This is a genomic window from Anthropogastromicrobium sp. (assembly GCF_037349415.1).
GTDB classification, from domain to species: domain Bacteria; phylum Bacillota; class Clostridia; order Lachnospirales; family Lachnospiraceae; genus Anthropogastromicrobium; species Anthropogastromicrobium aceti.
This window is the reverse complement of sequence record NZ_JAXWCK010000031.1, coordinates 38,994-56,922: the sequence shown is the minus strand read 5'-3', so window position 1 is coordinate 56,922 and position 17,929 is coordinate 38,994. Positions and strand designations below refer to the sequence as shown.

Sequence of the window (17,929 nt, the reverse complement as noted above, 5' to 3'; positions counted from 1 at the left end):
TACCCCCATATAGGACTTTTATATTTCATTGTCCTATATGAGGGTAGCATATCATCTCTGGTGGCTTTTTATTTGCAATAAAACCTTGTGTTTCGAGTGACTGACGTGATATAATTGTATAATAAAATCAAAGGGAGTAACAGCAATGGAAAAATACAGTACTGCCAAAAAAAGAATAATAAAATATAGCTGTGTTGTTGGACTAATTTCTTTTATGCTTTTGTTTCTTGTTGGATGCATGATCTTTGGCTATATGGAAAAAGAAGAGAAAGCAGGAGCAGCCTATATGGCACAAAGTACTGTAAGGCGAATTAAAGCACAGTTAGAGCGATATGTAGTGAATTCAGATTTGATGGAAAATATTATTAATGCAGGCTATCAATTAGATGAAGAAACATTCTCCAAGCTGGCAAGTGTCATTCCAAATGAAAATGATGTAGTAAAAGCATTTGAGCTGGCACCAGATGGGATAATTACATATATTTATCCCAGAGAGGATAACGATAAAGCGTTTGGACTTGATTTGCTGACAGAACATGAGCGAAGCATTGACGCTAATTTGGCTAAAGAAACAAAAGAATATACACTTGGCGGTCCCTATGAATTGAGGCAGGGCGGAATGGGTGCATTGCTTTTCAATCCAGTCTATCAGCCAGCTGATGGCGAAGACAGTATATTTTGGGGGTTTGTGATTACAGTAATTGACTGGGATCGTTTTGTAAATGAATTAAAGCTCGAGAAGTTGAGTGAAGCTTCATTTTATTATAAAATCTGGACAAAAGATGACAGTACAGGTGAACAGGTTGTGTTGGCTCAAAATAAAGAAAAGCTTTCAAAAGATTGCCTGACGCTAGAGTGCAATATTCCAAATGAAGTATGGTACTTTGATATAGAGCCGTCTGCTGGATGGATAACAATATCTTATTGGTTTTCAGTTATCCTCACAATATTGGTTTTGTCTATGTTAATTGCTGCTATTTTTTATCAGGTTCTTAGTAAAAACAATCAAGAGAAGCAGTATGCAGAGCAGCTGCAGCGATCAGCGAAACTGGCAAAAAATGCAAATGAAGCTAAGACAAGATTTTTATTTAATATGAGTCATGATATTCGCACACCGATGAATGCAATAATTGGATTTTCAGGTCTTTTGGAGAAAAATCTTCAAAATGAAGAGAAGGCTAAAGAATATCTGAAAAAAATTCAATCTTCTAGTGCGCTTATGATGACGATTATAAATCAGGTTTTGGAGATGGCGCGCATTGAAAGCGGAACGGCCACGTTAAGACTAAAGGCAGAAGATTTAAGCGCCATTTTTCACGATGTTAGCAGCGTATTTGAATCAGATATAAGAAAAAAGAATCTGCAGTATTCAATCGATGCTAATGTCTGCCATAAGTATGCCATCTGTGACAAAACAAAGCTTCAGGAAATTTATTTGAATATCGTAGGTAATGCAGTTAAATATACGCCGAGCGGAAAATCTATTCATGTGATAGTCAAAGAGATTGCATCAGATGATAAAATGGCACAATATTGTTTTATTTGTGAAGATACAGGAATAGGAATGAGCGAAGAATATCTGCCTCATATATTTGAAGAATTTTCCAGAGAGCATACATCAACGGAGAATAAAGTCGTAGGTACAGGACTTGGCCTTCCGATTGTGAAATCACTTATTGAGCTAATGGGCGGAAACATTAAGGCAGAGAGCAGTCAAGAAGTGGGTACAAAGTTTACGGTAACAATTTCGCTGGAAACAGTATCGAAGGAAGATGTATATAAAGAACAAGAAAAACAGCCTAATACGGATGATATCAGAGGCAAGAGGATTTTGCTTGCAGAGGACAATGAGCTGAATGCTGAAATTGCAATAGAGTTATTGCATGAAGAAGGCTTTTTCGTGGAGCTTGCCACTGACGGTCAAGAATGTTTTGATATGCTTGATCAGGCAGAAGAAGGCTATTATGATCTAATTCTTATGGACATTCAGATGCCTAATGTAAATGGCTACGAAGCAACTGTAAAAATAAGGCAGATGGAAAATGATAAGAAAGCTCAAATTCCAATTGTTGCGATGACGGCAAATGTATTTGCAGAAGATCGCAAACTTGCATTGGATTTGGGAATGAATGGACATATATCAAAGCCGATAGATATGAAAAAGGTAAGAAAAGTCCTGCATAATATTTTGAATGCAGAATAAGTGAAGCGACAAGAAGAATACGAGAATTGGTAGTTGGGAGAACAGGGGAAATGGAGCATCGAGTTTGTTTGAACAAAATGATAGTTGTTTTTATGACTGTTATTGTTATATCATCTTGCTTTGTATTTGATATTCAGACAGGTCTGTTCTCACTGACAGGTCTTTTGGCAAAGTCACTTGTCATTGATAACGTAATTGAGAGTATTAATCGCTGTAAGGTATTTTTGATTGTATGCGATGATCCAGATCCGATTTGTGAATTTATTTACCGGGATCTTAAGCGTAGTGCAACCGTTTATAAAGCACATGGCGCATTCACGCATAATCAGAAGATGATTATTATGTCAGTTATGAAGCGTGGACAGGCAGTTCAGCTTAGAAACTTTGTAAAGCGCTATCAGCCAGGCGCATTTATTGCCATTGTAAATTCAAGTGAAATCATTGGAAAAGGCTTCCGCGGATTGAACTGATGCAAAAAACAGTGCAAAATAAAGTATGTTTACTACAACTATAATCGTATTATAGGTAATAGGTAGTTATCGAACAAAGTGTTACAAAAAATCTTGACCAGTATACATGAGATGACGAGAATGTATATTCATAAATAAGTTTGATTCAGCAAGATGGCACTCCATGAAAACTTTGGAATGCCATCTTTTTTTGTAAAAAGGTATGCTTCATGAATGTAGAAATTTTCAAGTATTGTAAAGCTCAAGTTCTGATGGTAAAATGAAGAAAAAAATAAATGGAAGATAGAGTTTCCGTTGAGAATACGTTATAAGTAATAGTGGAAGCAAGATTTTTGTTTTCGAGAAGGGAAGGTAAAAACAGATGATGGGTGAGAGATTAGCATTTCAGAAGAAAAATGGACAAAAAATTGCAGGAAAGGCATACTTTGCAGGCGTAGATAAAAAATATCCGACGGTGATTTTTGCTCACGGATTCGGTTCCAATTACCGTGACCTAGAACATCACGGAGCTGGATTTGCAGAAAGTGGAATTAACTGCATTTTTTTTGATTTTTGTGGAGGTGGATTAAAGTCTCTTAGTGATGGCAAGATGACGCAGATGACAGTTCTCACAGAGGCAGAGGATTTAACCGAGGTAATTAGTCAAGTGCAGCAGATGGAGAATGTAGATTCAGATCAATTATTTATTCAGGGAGAAAGTCAGGGAGGATTTGTCGGTGCTTATGTAGCAGCGCAGATTCCAGAAAAAATAAAGGGATTAATTTTGTGGTATCCTGCATTTGTGATTCCAGATGATGCCAAGCGCCGTTTTGAAGAAAATGACAATACCTGTTTTGGACAGCAGTTAAGTCCAGATTACAATAAAGTAGCAAAGGATATCGATATTTTCAATGTCATCACAGGATATAAGGGACCAGTGGTGATCATTCATGGAGAAAGCGATAATTGCGTGCCGATTTCTTATTCCGAGCACGCAGAAAAAGTATATGACAATGTTAAACTGATTCGAATTCCAAGCGCAGGGCATGGATTTGATGGAAAGGATAGTCAGTTTGCGAGAGAACAGTCGATAGAGTTTATTAAGAAAAATTTGAAATAAAATTTTAACTACTAAATCACGATTTAGTAGTTTGCTGTATGCATGAATAAATTTACATTTTTTTTACTCAAACAGGATAGAAAAGCAACATAGTTTGGTGCTATTGTGTATTAGAAACAGAAATAATACTAGATGATAGATTAGCTAGTTCGCTAATACAGAAAAGAGGCACAAATAAAGATGATTACCTATAAAGACATCCAGAAAAATAAAGAAATCAATGCAATGATTGAGCAGGGCAACCAAGTATTAAAGACACTTGGTTATACGGAGCATTCGAAGAAACATGCAATCAAGGTGGCAGAGCATGCAGCTGAGATTTTAAAAATCACTGGAGCAGACGCACATCAGATTGAGCTGGCACAAATTGCAGGTTACATGCACGATATTGGAAATTGTATCAATCGACAGGATCATGCGCACAGTGGAGCTATTTTGACCTATTCCATTTTGAAAGAGTTGGATATGCCGATTTCAGATCGATTGACAATCGTAACAGCAATTGGTCATCATGATGAGAAGACAGGAACAGCTCTAGATCCAGTTTCGGCTGCACTCATTCTTGCTGATAAGACCGATGTGCGAAGAAATCGTGTACAAAACCCAGTCATTGCAAATTTTGATATTCATGACCGCGTAAACTATGCAGCATTGTCCTCATCTCTAGAGTTTAAGACAGAAAAGAAAATCATTCAGATGAATTTGGAACTGGATGATTCGATGTGTACGGTTATGGATTACTTTGGCATATTCTTAGAGCGCATGATGATGTGCAGACGTGCAGCAGAGGTGCTTGGCTGGCGCTTTAAATTGGTTGCAAATGGAAGTAAGCTGTGTTAAATTCGTGAGGCAATATAAAATGTCACATGGGCATCATCATCTTCAATTGGAATACTTTTACAAAGCAGGTAACCTCCTTGAATAAATTTATTGTTAAATATTCGTGCAAAGTATTGTTCTTACTGGAAATGCTACAAACATAAGTATTTGTATGGATGCAGATTTGAAAGCGCAAGCGGACGCACTGTTTACTGAACTTGGCATGAATCTGACTACGGCGTTTAAAGTGCCACTGTACCTGTCCCCATGGCCTTCTGGATATCAAGCAGGTGACAAAGACAGAAATAGAGGAATATACAGAAGAAGAAATACTTTACAAAACAAAATAAATGCGATATGATATGACTAAATAGGGAGCTCAAATAGATGGGCTGAGAGTAGACTTGGTAGTCTTGACCTGAAACCTGATTTGGATAATGCCAACGTAGGGAAATACATGTCTTGCACAATAATGTTGTGTGTTTTTTGCTCTCTGTTTTTTTGTGAACTGGGGGCACCACTTTTCGCAGAACAGACTAGGCGCCGGATGATACTTGTATTGTATCATTCGGCGCTTTTTTTGTTTTTAATTTGCTAATAAAGGTGCCGAATATAAGAAAGGAGATAAGCCATATGGTAAGGATAAATGGAGAAGATAAGGCACTTGCAGGAATTAATCTCTTGGAATACTTAAAAGATGCTGGATACCAACTGGAAAAGATTGTGGTAGAACGAAATCTGGAAATCATTCCGCGAGATCAGTTAGAAAATGTGGTGATTCAGGAAAATGATTCCATTGAAGTACTGAGTTTTGTTGGTGGAGGCTGATATAATGACTGAAATGCAGAAAGAGATGCAGAAACTTATTTCAAAAGACGAATTGGATAAAGCTTTTGATGCAAGGTTTCCAAAAGAGATGCAGGTAAAGCTGCATAATGCAAAGGTTGCCATAGCAGGACTTGGCGGACTTGGCTCCAATATTGCAGTCATGCTTGCAAGAAGTGGGGTGGGTCAGCTTTTACTTGTAGATTATGATGTGGTAGATGTGACAAATCTGAATAGACAGATGTATTATATTCAACATATTGGAAAACCAAAAGCTCAGGCACTGCCTGAAATATTATATCAGATTAATCCATATAGTAATTATCAGTCATGTTCTGTGAAAGTAACAGAGCGAAATGTACACGAGTTGTTTTCGCAATATCCAATTGTATGTGAAGCTTTTGACGCACCAGATCAGAAAGCAATGCTGGTAAGAGAAGTACTTACTCAGTGTCCCAATACTACAGTTGTATCGGGAAATGGAATGGCTGGATATGGAGATATCAATGAAATACAGACAAGCAGAAAAATGAGGCACCTTTATGTGTGCGGAGATCAGCATACAGATGTAGGTGAGGGAATTGGTCTTATGGCTCCGAGAGTAGCAGCTTGCGCTGCACATGAAGCCAATAAAGTGATACAGCTTATTATGGAAGCATGAAATAAAAACTTAAAAATAAAAGTTTAATGAGGAGACAAACATGGAAGATAAACTGATATTAGGTGGAAAAGAATTCAAAAGTCGTTTTATTCTGGGATCAGGAAAATATAATTTGAATCTGATTAACGCAGCAGTAGAGCAGGGTGGTGCAGAAATCATAACACTTGCTCTTAGACGTGCAAATACCAAGGAAAGTGAAAATATTTTGGATTATATTCCAAAGGGTGTCACACTGCTTCCAAATACTTCTGGTGCACGAAATGCAGAGGAGGCAGTTCGTATTGCGAGACTGAGCCGTGCAATGGGCTGTGGTGATTTTGTAAAGATAGAGATAATGCGAGATGCCAAATATCTTTTCCCAGATAATCAGGAAACAATAAAAGCAACAGAAATTTTGGCAAAGGAAGGATTTGTAGTTCTGCCGTATATGAATCCTGATTTAAATGTTGCAAGAGATCTGCAAAACGCCGGAGCTGCTGCTGTAATGCCGCTGGCTGCTCCTATTGGAAGCAATAAAGGTCTGGCAACAAAAGCCATGATTCAGGTACTTATTGATGAGATCGATCTGCCAGTTATTGTGGATGCAGGAATTGGAAAACCATCTCAGGCTTGTGAAGCAATGGAAATGGGAGCAGCAGCAATTATGGCAAATACGGCAATTGCAACAGCAGGGAATATACCTGATATGGCAGAGGCTTTTAAGCTTGCAATTCAGGCTGGCAGAAAAGCATATCTTACTGGAATGGGAAGAGTTCTTGCAAGAGGTGGAAGCGCATCAGATCCGTTAACAGGATTTTTACGGTAGGAGGTTGCAGTCATGAATGAAGAAAATCAGGTATATTTTATTGACAGTGATCAACTGCCGCCTTCCGCATTGGAAAGAAAACATCGTTTGGAGCAGGATCCCTCTTTTCGTGCTGACCATATGAAATACATGGATGGAATGCAGGTAATCGAATCAGACATTAAAGATAAAGTGTTAAAAGCCATGGGAGAGTATGATTACAATTCCTACACTGCAGCTGATGTTGAGAGAGCACTTTCTCACGAGACATGTTCAATAGAAGACTTTAAAGCCTTTTTGTCACCTGCTGCAGCACCGTATCTGGAGCAGATGGCAAGAAAAGCAGAAGAGATAACAAAAAATCATTTTGGAAACACTGTTTATATTTTTACACCACTTTATATAGCCAATTATTGTCAGAATTACTGCATTTACTGTGGATTCAATTGTTATAACAATATTCGCAGAAAGAAATTAAATTTCCAAGAAATAGAGCATGAAATGCAGGTTATAGCCAAAACTGGAATGGAAGAGATACTGCTGCTTACCGGAGAAAGCCGGAAATATTCTGATGTGGAATATATTGGTGAGGCAGTAAAAATTGCTCGGAAATATTTCAAAAACATCGGAATTGAAATTTATCCGGTAAACGTAGATGAGTATAAGTATCTTCATGAATGCGGCGTAGATTATGTAACTGTTTTTCAGGAAACCTATAATACAGATAAGTATGAGACACTGCATTTGCTCGGACATAAGCGTGTATGGCCGTATCGTTTTGATTCTCAGGAACGTGCATTGATGGGAGGCATGAGAGGCGCTGGATTTTCTGCCCTTCTGGGGCTTGATGATTTCAGGAAGGATGCACTGGCGACTGCGCTTCATGTTTATTATATAAACCGTAAATATCCGCATGCAGAGCTTTCTCTAAGCTGTCCAAGACTGCGTCCTATTGTAAATAATGATAAGATCAATCCACGTGATGTAGGCGAAAAAGAACTCTGCCAAGTATTATGTGCATATCGTATGTTCCTTCCTTTTGTTGGAATTACAGTATCTAGTCGTGAAAGTGCTGATTTCAGAAATGGTATTGCAAAAATTTGTGCAACAAAAGTATCAGCAGGAGTATCAACAGGTATAGGTGATCATGAAGAAAAATATGAAGGAACAAAAGATGCAGATGTAGGAGACGAGCAGTTTGAAATTAACGATTCCCGCTCTTTTGAATCCATGTATCAGGACATGGAACAGGAAGGTCTGCAGCCTGTGTTGAATGATTACCTCTATGTGTAACAGCTACGAACATACTATTGTAATTACTAACCGTCATCTTGTGCAGGGGGATTTCCTGAAGCAGCTCGAAAAAGTAACAAAGCTGCATCCCCATGCATTGATTCTGAGAGAAAAAGATCTTACAGATGATGCTTATGAAAGTCTGGCAAAAAAAGTTTTTGATTTATGCGAGAGAGAAGATATAACTTTCTTTTTACATACTAAGATTGAAATTGCCCGAAAAATAGGATGTCAAAACATTCATCTGTCTATTCCTGTGCTAAAAGGATTATCAGAGACAGAAAAGAAAGCTTTAACAGAAGATTTTTGTGAAATCAGTATTTCCTGCCACAGCATGGAAGATGTAGAAATTGCAATGGCAGGAGGTGCTACACAGATTATTCTGGGAACTATTTTTGAGACAGAGTGTAAAAAAGGTGTTCTAGGCAAGGGTGTTGAGTTTGTCAGAGAAATATGTCAAAAGTGTCCGCTTCCGGTATACGCTATAGGCGGAATGAATCTGCAAAGGCTGCATCTTGTCATAGACGCGGGAGCTGCAGGTTGCTGCATGATGTCTGGATTTATGCAAACAACGAAAACATTGCAATAAAGTGCTTTCATAACATGACATGTCAACTGCAGTAAAATATCACAAAAAATAGCTGCAGATTTTGTTACGGGTTACGCGTTTAACCTTTGAAAAAATTTCTGATGAAACAATAAAACGTGTTCAGCAAGAACTTGAAAGATCGGGATACATACCGAATATGGCAGGTATTTTGCTTGCAAGAAATAATTCAAGAATTATCGGAGTAGTGGTCAATGACCATGAAAAGTATGAGGGCAGAGTTTTAGAAGATGGTTTTGTGATGTCATCATTAAATGCTCTTTCACGTGAGGTAAATGAAAAAGGATATTTCTTGATGATAAAAACGACAGCTGATATCAGTGAAATTCCGGTGTTTGCTTCCATGTGGAATATGGATGGACTGATTTTAATGGGATTTTGCGAAGCAGATTATGAGAAACTTCGAAATCAGATGAGAATATCATTTGTAGTGTATGATGGCTACTTTGAGAAATGTTCTAAGGTAGTTAACCTGGTCATAAATCATTATGATGGTGGTTATCAAGCTGGAAAATATTTCAAGGAACTTGGTCATAAAAAAGCATTATGTATAGCAGATAACTTTATTTGTATGGATAAGGAACGCAAGGAATACAAATCCCAAAGAATATCCAGATTATAGGATTTGATGATAACACAGCAAGCAGGGAAAGCAATCCTCTGCTTACGACGATTCATCAGGATGCATCTTTAAGGGCAAAAACTGCAATTAATTGTCTTGAAGCTATGCGAGATGGATTAAATTGTGAGACTGAAATTGTGCTTCCGGTTGAACTTGTAAAAAGAGAAAGTACGGGGGTGCTATAATGTCAAAGTTCATGAAATCATTATGTAAAATAGCGATTCCTGTTACATTGCAAAGTATGCTGCAGTTTAGCCGGTGCAATAGCCGTATCGTCATTGCTTATTATTTTTTCAGGAGTCTATACCGGTTTTTATCGTGTAGATTATATTTGCTTTATATGCACCTGTTAAGGTTGAAAATATGATTCTTGGAGGAGGAATTATCAGAAGCGGCGGCAATACAAAAATTATCATGGTGATTGATATTGTTGGTACATGGTGCATTGGAATACCTCTGTGTCTGCTTGCAGCGTATGTTTTTAATTGGGGAATCGTAGGTGTATACACGCTGCTCACCACAGAAGAAATATTCAGGCTAGTTGTATCACTGATTATATTTAAAAAGCGTAAATGGATGATCAGTTTATCATAGTCACCAGATCAGTTTTGGTGCCAGGTAGTCTTACAATCAATGTGATCTGGAAAAACAGCTTCGCTGGTTTTATAAAGCTGCAAATCAGGCTGCTTTCAATTGACAAACAAAATTCCTATGCTATAATAGCAGGCAGAGAAAAATGATAACAAAAGAGAATAGGGGAGTTTTAAAATGAAGGCGAAGCTTGCGAGAACGGCATTTGAATATGGCGTGATCACAGTGGCGACACTGCTTTTAGTAGTTGGCGTGTATTTTTTTAAGTTTCCAAATAATTTTTCATTTGGAGGAGTAACTGGTATTGCTGTTGTGCTTTCAGCAATGAGCAAAGCATCAGCAAGTTCCTACACATTTATCATCAATATGGCGCTTCTGGTGTTAGGCTTTTTATTCTTAGGAAAAAGTTTTGGTGCCAAGACAGTCTATGTCAGTGTATTAACATCAGTAGGATTGTCAGCACTTGAAAAGTTGTTTCCTATGAGTGCACCATTGACGACAGAGCCAGTGCTGGAACTGATTTTTGCAATCTTTCTTCCGGCGCTTAGTGCAGCCATTTTATTCAATATTGGCGCATCTGGCGGTGGCACAGATATCATTGCAATGATCTTAAAGAAATATACAAGCGTGCCAATTGGCACAGCACTATTTTTAGTGGATTGCGTTATTGTTATATCATCTTGCTTTGTATTTGATATTCAGACAGGTCTGTTCTCACTGACAGGTCTTTTGGCAAAGTCACTTGTCATTGATAACGTAATTGAGAGTATTAATCGCTGTAAGGTATTTTTGATTGTATGCGATGATCCAGATCCGATTTGTGAATTTATTTACCGGGATCTTAAGCGTAGTGCAACCGTTTATAAAGCACATGGCGCATTCACGCATAATCAGAAGATGATTATTATGTCAGTTATGAAGCGTGGACAGGCAGTTCAGCTTAGAAACTTTGTAAAGCGCTATCAGCCAGGCGCATTTATTGCCATTGTAAATTCAAGTGAAATCATCGGAAAGGGCTTCCGTGGATTGAACTGATGAACTAGCCACGGGGACAGGTACAGTGGCACTTAAAGCCATGGGGACGGGTACAGTGGCACTATATCTGTCCCCCATGGTTTTCAAACACTAAATGAAAAAACAAGGAGAAGAATCATGCCGCATTAACTGTTATCAAACGGCAACCAAATAAAAGCGTCATAAACCTAGGGCAAACGCTCTGGGTTTCTCGTGGCGCCTTTTTTGCGTACAAAAAATTAATCCAAAATGTACAATACGTTCGATAACAGGAGAGTTAATATTAGAATGAAAAAATCAAAATTGAATAAAAAATTAGATAAAATTAAGAGTATTAAAAGTAGCAAGCGGGGAATTCATATGTCAAGCTTAATGGACAGCTACGATGCGGTATCTTTTTTCAATGGACTTGTCTTTTTTGCACCCGTGTCTCTTCTAGTGCGCACACAGGCAGGTGTATCACAGAGCATGTTCTTTTTGTTGCAGGCGCTTCTTTCTGCAATCACTTTTCTGGGCGAGATTCCAACCGGCTTTTTGACAGATCGAATCGGATATAAGCGCTCCCTTGTGCTTTCACAGAGTCTGCTCCTTCTGGCACGAAGCCTTTTATTTGTCAGCTTTCTTTGCAAAAATCCAGTATTGTTTGCAATAGAAGCAGCAGTTGAAGGACTATCTTATTGCTTTTCTTCTGGTACAGACAGTGCCTATTTGTATGAGGTGTACGGTAACGAAGCCTATCTTTCCAAAACAGCACATGCGTCCAATTGTGGTACAGCAGGCTTTTTGATCAGTACACTCAGCTATGTAATTATCTATCATCAGTGTGGCATAGAAGGACTTCTTCTTTCTACGATGGCAGCAGGCACAGCTGCGGCAATCTTTTCCATAAAGCTAAAACCAGAGCCATCAAAAAATAAACAGACCTGCTATGCAAAAGAAAACGAAGCAGAAAACAAGAACTTCGCCAAGAAGGAAACATACGCATTTAATATAGAAGAAACAGTCAAAATAGAAGAAACAGCAAAACAGGGAGAGCACTCAATTAAGCAACTACTTTCCGTCATGAAACATCCAAGAGCACTTTTGTTTGCGTCAGCCCTTTCCATCTTTCAGGTATCATGGCTGCTAATCAATTTCTTTTATGTTGAAAAATTGGGAGAGTGCGGAATTTCACCAGAATGGATGTCTGCTGTTATTTTGGGCTACTCCGCAGTAGAGATGCTTGCAGAGCCGATCATCCGAAAACTTGGAACATCTTTTTCAAAAAGTTGGGCGCGTCGATTTGGCATTCTTTGTGGTGTGGGCTTTCTGGCATTCGGCTTTGTCTCAAAGCGTATCCTCATATTGCCTCTAATGCTTGTACTTCCGCTTCTCTTAAAGCTGCCAGAATATTTTGTCATGGAGCAGGAAAATGTGCTGGTAGATCTGCTTGGCGTGAAAGAACAGCGTGCAGCGGCGTTATCCGTTTTGAATATGGGCGTCAGCATCATCGAGATATTGGCACTATTTGCGTCGGCAGCGCTGACTGCGGCAGGAATTGGGTGGTGCTTTCTCGGAGTCGGAGTGCTTCTAATTGTTTGTATGTTATGCGTTTGTTGAACTTCCGGACTGCACAATTTTTTAGGTTGACAATCCTGAAAAGTCTGCTATACTGAAAAACAGAAAAAAGAAAGGCATGTAATACCCTGAAATAGGAAATGCATGTACGGTGAGGGAATGATTATTCGATAAGTTGATTTGGAGTAACAAAATGGTAAGACCGTAAAGGTCTTGTTTGTGTATGCCGAATCAGTTTATCGGGAATCATTCTCTCTATTTTTATGCCCAATGGCTTTCGGCAGTGCATATTTTAGAAGAAGATTCGCGAAAAATCAACGACTGTTTCGGTGTGCAAGAAAGGCACAGGTACAACGTATATGCTGCAAATAAAAAATTTAACACTGACACACAAAAAGGATTTGCGAGAAATTTTAAGTGACTTTTCCTGCGTATTCAATAATGGCGACAAAGCTGTAATCATTGGCGAGGAGGGAAATGGAAAATCAACTCTTCTAAAATGGCTGTATGATCCGTTAATGGTCGAGGAATACTGTGAGGCAGAGGGGGAGCGCCTTATATCAGGAGAAGTACTCGGGTATCTTGCGCAGGAATTGCCCAAAGAAGACCAGCAAAAAAGCGTCTATGAATTTTTTTCGGAACAAGAAAGTTTCTGGAATCAGACACCGAAGGAACTGAACCAGACTGCGGCAAAATTTCACATCGCTCCTGACTTTTTTTACAGGGAGCAGCAAATGAGCACGCTTTCTGGTGGAGAGAAGGTAAAGGCACAGCTGATGCGAATCCTTTTCGCAGAACCAACTGTCCTGTTGCTCGATGAGCCATCAAACGACATTGACATTGAGACATTAGAGACACTTGAAGAGCTGATTTTATCGTGGGACAAGATCGTCATCTATATTTCGCATGATGAAACCTTAATTGAACGCACGGCGAATAAGATTATTCATATCGAGCAGATTCGCCGCAAGACAAAGAGCCGCTTTTGCATCGCAAACACAAGCTACACAGAATATCTCAAAAATCGCAGCAGCCAGATGGAGAATCAGGCACGCCAGGCGGCAGATGAGCGCCGCCAGAAGCAAATCCGTGATGAGAAATTCCAAAGAATATATCAGAGCGTCGAACATGCACAAGCGGTAATTACGCGTCAAAATCCGTCCGGTGGACGTCTCCTAAAGAAAAAGATGCACGCTGTCAAGTCAATGGGACGCCGTTTTGAGCGGGAGGACGAGAACATGACCGCCATGCCAGAGGAGGAGACCGCGATCTACTTTGAGCTTGGAACGAAGGACTCGCAAATTCCGGCGGGAAAAACGGTACTTGACTATTCGCTTGATCAGCTGACCTCGCCGGATGGCGGCCGTGTGTTGGCAGAGCATATTTCGCTTCGCATTCGCGGCAGCGAGAAGATTTGCATCATTGGAAAGAATGGAGTCGGAAAAACAACACTTCTAAAAAAGATTGCAAAAGACCTTATGGAACGATCGGACATTCGTGCTGAATATATGCCGCAAAATTACGAAGATCAGCTTGACCTGTCGCTCACGCCAGTTGAATATTTAAACACAACTGGCGACAAGGAGGAGATGACGCGGATTCGCACGTATCTTGGCGCACTCAAATATACGGCAGATGAGATGGATCATCCTATCCGGGAATTGTCTGGTGGACAGAAGGCAAAGGTTCTTCTTTTAAAGATGAGTTTGTCAAATGCAAATGTCCTAATTCTTGATGAGCCGACAAGAAACTTTTCGCCATTGTCCGGTCCTGTCATCCGTCAGATGCTTGCCGCATTTCCAGGGGCGATCATCAGCATTTCCCATGACCGAAAATACATCATAGAGGTGTGCGAGAAGGTTTATCGCCTCGAAGCACACGGGTTAGTGGAAACAAACCTGTAAAGCGAAGGATAAACCCGGAAAAACAGTGCAAAATAAGGAAAAATAAGCAAAAAACAAAAAAGGTAGGCACTTCTGTGCTTGCCTTTTTTTTAACAATGTTGTATAATAAGCCAGTATCAACCTATAAAAACCGTAGGAAATAGGTTTGAATAGGTTTTAAAAGTTTATTGGTTCGCCATAATATTCATTATTATTATTTTGAGGAGGCACTGCGATGTCAGCACCATTATTACAGATAGAAGGATTATCAGTTCGCGTAGAGGATAAAGAGATTCTGCACGGAATTGATCTGCAGATTAAAAAAGGAGAAACCCATGTTTTGATGGGACCAAACGGAGCTGGAAAGTCTACACTTGGTTATGCACTTATGGGAAATCCTAAGTATCAGATTACTGGAGGAAAGATCCTGTTTGAGGGTAAGGATATTTCTGAAGAAACACCGGATAAGAGAGCAAAAGATGGAATGTTCTTATCTTTCCAGAATCCGATTGAGATTCCAGGTGTATCTTTAACAAACTTTATCCGCAGCGGCGTAGAACAGCGCACTGGAAAGAGAATCCGTTTCTTTGCATATAAGAAGGAGCTTGAGGAAATGATGAAGGTTCTTCAGATGGATCCGTCCTATGCAGAGAGAGATTTAAATGTAGGTTTTTCAGGTGGTGAGAAAAAGAAGGCTGAGATTTTACAGATGTTAATGTTAAAGCCATCTTTTGCAATTCTTGATGAGACAGACTCTGGTTTGGATGTTGATGCAGTAAGAACTGTATCAAGCGGTGTAGAAGAGTATCAAAAGAGCATTCACGGCGGTCTTTTAATTATCACACACAGCACAAGAATCTTAGAGTCTCTTCACGTAGATGCTACTCACGTTCTTGTAGATGGACGTATTGTGGCATCAGGAGATGGATCTTTAGTAGACGAGATCAACGAAAACGGTTTTGAGCGTTTTCTGTAATAGGATAGAAGGAGACGCAAAGCGATTATGAAAGAAAAGACTTATGTAGAAGATGTCGATAGAAGCATGTATGACTTTAGAAATGAAGACAAAGATGCTTATAAAGTAAAGGAAGGTTTGAATCCTGAAATTGTAGAGCAGATTTCAAGCGAGAAGCATGATCCAGAGTGGATGAAAGAATTTCGTATGAAATCTCTTGAGATTTTCAATAATAGTACGATGCCGGATGAATGGGGTCCATCCATTGAGGGACTTGATATGGATAACATTGTAACTTATGTTCGTCCAAACACTCATATGGCAGCAAAGTGGTCAGAAGTTCCGGAAGAGATTAAGGATACTTTTGAAAAGCTTGGTATCCCGAAGGCAGAGCGTGAGTCTCTGGCTGGTGTTGGTGCTCAGTACGACTCCGAGCTTGTTTATCACAATGTAAAGGAAGAGGTAGCAGCACAGGGAGTTATCTATACTGATATGGAGAGCGCATTAAATGGCGAGTATGCAGATATGGTACACAAGCACTTTATGAAGCTTGTTCCGCCGACTGATCATAAATTTGCCGCACTTCATGGTGCTGTATGGTCTGGCGGTTCCTTTGTCTATGTTCCAAAGGGTGTATCAGTTACTATTCCGTTACAGTCTTATTTCAGACTGAATGCACCAGGTGCAGGTCAGTTTGAGCATACACTTATCATCGTTGATGAGGGTGCATATCTGCACTTTATTGAGGGATGTTCTGCACCAAAGTACAACGTAGCTAACCTTCATGCAGGCTGCGTGGAGCTGTTTGTTGGAAAGAATGCGACACTTCGCTATTCCACTATCGAGAACTGGTCCAAGAACATGTACAACTTAAATACAAAGCGTGCAAAAGTTGAAGAAGGCGGAAAGATTGAGTGGGTATCTGGTTCATTTGGTTCTCATGTATCTTATTTGTACCCGATGAGCATCTTAAACGGTGAGGGTGCAAGCGCTGAATTTACAGGAATTACCTTTGCCGGAAAGGGTCAGAACCTGGATACTGGTACAAAGGTAGTTCACAATGCACCTAATACGTCCTCCTATGTAAATACAAAGTCTATTTCAAAGGATGGCGGTGTAAGTACCTTTAGAAGCAGTGTTGTTGTAAACAGCAAGGCAAAGCACAGCAAGTCAGCTGTCTCATGCCAGTCACTGATGCTTGATGATATTTCACGTTCTGATACAATTCCGGCTATGGATATCCGCACAAAGGATGCCAATATCGGTCATGAGGCAAGAATCGGACGAATCAGCGATGAGGCTGTATTCTATCTGATGTCAAGAGGTATTTCAGAGGAAGATGCAAGAGCGATGATCGTCAGCGGATTTGCAGATGAAGTATCAAAGGAACTGCCGCTTGAGTATGCAATGGAGATGAACAATCTGATTCGCCTAGAGATGAAGGGCAGCATCGGATGATGGAGAGAGGTGAACACGTTTTGGAGATGAAGATAAATAAATTGCCGGCCGGAACATGGAGATGGCTGCATATGAATGATGCTCGCATTGAGCAGGAAGCAGATCTGGCGTTATGTCAGGTTGCAATTCAATGTCCAGATGCAATTATGAAGACAGAAACATCAGAGGAACAGCTTAATCAGATTCGTACAGGTATGGGCGAAGATATGACAAAGCTGCTGCAGGAGTCTGGAACACAGGCAATCTGTTTTACAGCGGAGGAAGGTGTAAAGGAGGCAGCTCCAGTAACACTTTCATTTGGCTATCAGGATACTGACCGCAAGGGAAATAGAATTGATCTGTATTTGAAAGAAAACAGTGAGATGACAGTTGTAATGGATTACCACAGCAACGAGGGAACTGGTACTGCAGCAATTCAGACAAAGATTCACGCAGAGAAGAATGCAAAGTTAAAGCTGATTCAGATTGAACGTCTTGGAGAAGGCTTTGATTGCATGAATGATATCGGTGCCTACTGCGAAGATGGTGCAGGAGTTGAACTTGTACAGTTAGTTATCGGTGGAAAAAATGTCTATATGGGTGCAGAGACAACACTTGCCGGAAAAGAATCTGATTTTACAGCAGCAATAGGCTATCAGGTGACAGGTGAAAATTGTCTTGATATGAATTACAATGCCGTTCATGAAGGCAAGAAGACAACGAGCAGCATGACAGCAAATGGTGTGCTTCGCGACCATGCAAAGAAGCTGTTTCGCGGTACCATTGACTTTAAGAAGGGTGCAAAAGGCGCAAAGGGTGATGAGTTAGAGGATGTACTTCTTCTTGATGATGGTGTTCAGAACCAGACAATCCCGTTGATTCTTTGTGCAGAGGAGGATGTAGAAGGAAATCATGGTGCATCCATCGGAAGCCTTGACGATGAGCTGATTTTCTATCTGGAATCAAGAGGAATCAGTGAAGAGGCTGCATATGAGCTAATGGCAAAGGCAAGATTAAAGGCTGTCTGCAAGAAGATTCCAGTTGAAGGTCTTCGCGCAGAGCTTAATGAACTGTTAGATGGCGAGGAGCCGGTTGGAGAGGAGCAGTAA

General features: G+C 39.9%; 17 protein-coding genes, 2 pseudogenes and 1 riboswitch. All 19 genes and pseudogenes read left to right on the top strand.

What is annotated here, in order from left to right; genetic code table 11:
- Positions 1 to 145: 145 nt before the first annotated feature.
- Complete coding sequence (locus WJP93_RS07130) at positions 146 to 2,203, top strand: ATP-binding protein (RefSeq protein ID WP_337547499.1); 2,058 nt, start codon at positions 146 to 148, stop codon at positions 2,201 to 2,203.
- A gap of 50 nt (positions 2,204 to 2,253) precedes the next feature.
- Complete coding sequence (locus WJP93_RS07125) at positions 2,254 to 2,673, top strand: DUF2179 domain-containing protein (RefSeq protein WP_337547498.1); 420 nt, start codon at positions 2,254 to 2,256, stop codon at positions 2,671 to 2,673.
- 361 nt (positions 2,674 to 3,034) lie between these two features.
- The gene (locus WJP93_RS07120) at positions 3,035 to 3,772 is read left to right on the top strand and encodes an alpha/beta fold hydrolase (RefSeq protein ID WP_262537989.1); all 738 of its coding nucleotides are present in this window, start codon (positions 3,035 to 3,037) and stop codon (positions 3,770 to 3,772) included.
- 180 nt (positions 3,773 to 3,952) lie between these two features.
- Entirely contained in the window at positions 3,953 to 4,612 is a 660-nt protein-coding gene (locus WJP93_RS07115; RefSeq protein WP_082868632.1) for an HD domain-containing protein, read from the top strand.
- A gap of 151 nt (positions 4,613 to 4,763) precedes the next feature.
- Positions 4,764 to 4,841, top strand: a pseudogene (locus WJP93_RS07110) (type II toxin-antitoxin system antitoxin, RelB/DinJ family); the annotation flags it as partial.
- Between the two features lie 111 nt (positions 4,842 to 4,952).
- Positions 4,953 to 5,060: riboswitch (TPP riboswitch) on the top strand.
- 164 nt (positions 5,061 to 5,224) lie between these two features.
- Positions 5,225 to 5,419, top strand: coding sequence for a sulfur carrier protein ThiS (thiS, locus tag WJP93_RS07105; protein ID WP_118613975.1), 195 nt, complete (start codon positions 5,225 to 5,227; stop codon positions 5,417 to 5,419).
- A gap of 4 nt (positions 5,420 to 5,423) precedes the next feature.
- Positions 5,424 to 6,077 carry a sulfur carrier protein ThiS adenylyltransferase ThiF gene (gene thiF, locus WJP93_RS07100; protein ID WP_262537993.1) on the top strand — a complete coding sequence of 218 codons (654 nt, stop codon included), beginning with the start codon at positions 5,424 to 5,426 and terminating at the stop codon, positions 6,075 to 6,077.
- Between the two features lie 40 nt (positions 6,078 to 6,117).
- The gene (locus WJP93_RS07095; protein WP_066561590.1) at positions 6,118 to 6,882 is read left to right on the top strand and encodes a thiazole synthase; all 765 of its coding nucleotides are present in this window, start codon (positions 6,118 to 6,120) and stop codon (positions 6,880 to 6,882) included.
- Between the two features lie 12 nt (positions 6,883 to 6,894).
- Positions 6,895 to 8,154 (top strand): 2-iminoacetate synthase ThiH, encoded by a 1,260-nt coding sequence (thiH, locus tag WJP93_RS07090; protein ID WP_337547494.1) that lies wholly within the window; start codon positions 6,895 to 6,897, stop codon positions 8,152 to 8,154.
- Positions 8,147 to 8,743 carry a thiamine phosphate synthase gene (locus WJP93_RS07085; RefSeq protein ID WP_337547493.1) on the top strand — a complete coding sequence of 199 codons (597 nt, stop codon included), beginning with the start codon at positions 8,147 to 8,149 and terminating at the stop codon, positions 8,741 to 8,743. The genes thiH and WJP93_RS07085 overlap by 8 nt, the downstream gene beginning before the upstream one ends.
- A gap of 157 nt (positions 8,744 to 8,900) precedes the next feature.
- Positions 8,901 to 9,383, top strand: coding sequence for a hypothetical protein (locus tag WJP93_RS07080; protein WP_337547491.1), 483 nt, complete (start codon positions 8,901 to 8,903; stop codon positions 9,381 to 9,383).
- Complete coding sequence (locus tag WJP93_RS07075) at positions 9,353 to 9,568, top strand: substrate-binding domain-containing protein (protein ID WP_337547502.1); 216 nt, start codon at positions 9,353 to 9,355, stop codon at positions 9,566 to 9,568. The genes WJP93_RS07080 and WJP93_RS07075 overlap by 31 nt, the downstream gene beginning before the upstream one ends.
- A gap of 66 nt (positions 9,569 to 9,634) precedes the next feature.
- Positions 9,635 to 9,977, top strand: a pseudogene (locus tag WJP93_RS07070) (MATE family efflux transporter); the annotation flags it as partial.
- A 174-nt stretch (positions 9,978 to 10,151) separates the two neighbouring features.
- On the top strand, positions 10,152 to 11,009 hold the full coding sequence (locus WJP93_RS07065; protein WP_337547489.1) for a YitT family protein: 858 nt from the start codon (positions 10,152 to 10,154) through the stop codon (positions 11,007 to 11,009).
- A 339-nt stretch (positions 11,010 to 11,348) separates the two neighbouring features.
- Entirely contained in the window at positions 11,349 to 12,587 is a 1,239-nt protein-coding gene (locus WJP93_RS07060) for an MFS transporter (protein ID WP_337547488.1), read from the top strand.
- A 317-nt stretch (positions 12,588 to 12,904) separates the two neighbouring features.
- Positions 12,905 to 14,449 carry an ATP-binding cassette domain-containing protein gene (locus WJP93_RS07055; RefSeq protein WP_227101178.1) on the top strand — a complete coding sequence of 515 codons (1,545 nt, stop codon included), beginning with the start codon at positions 12,905 to 12,907 and terminating at the stop codon, positions 14,447 to 14,449.
- A 214-nt stretch (positions 14,450 to 14,663) separates the two neighbouring features.
- Entirely contained in the window at positions 14,664 to 15,404 is a 741-nt protein-coding gene (sufC, locus tag WJP93_RS07050; protein WP_066559192.1) for a Fe-S cluster assembly ATPase SufC, read from the top strand.
- 27 nt (positions 15,405 to 15,431) lie between these two features.
- Complete coding sequence (sufB, locus tag WJP93_RS07045; RefSeq protein WP_066559195.1) at positions 15,432 to 16,841, top strand: Fe-S cluster assembly protein SufB; 1,410 nt, start codon at positions 15,432 to 15,434, stop codon at positions 16,839 to 16,841.
- A gap of 26 nt (positions 16,842 to 16,867) precedes the next feature.
- Positions 16,868 to 17,929, top strand: a complete 1,062-nt coding sequence (locus WJP93_RS07040) for a SufD family Fe-S cluster assembly protein (protein ID WP_337547501.1) — start codon at positions 16,868 to 16,870, stop codon at positions 17,927 to 17,929.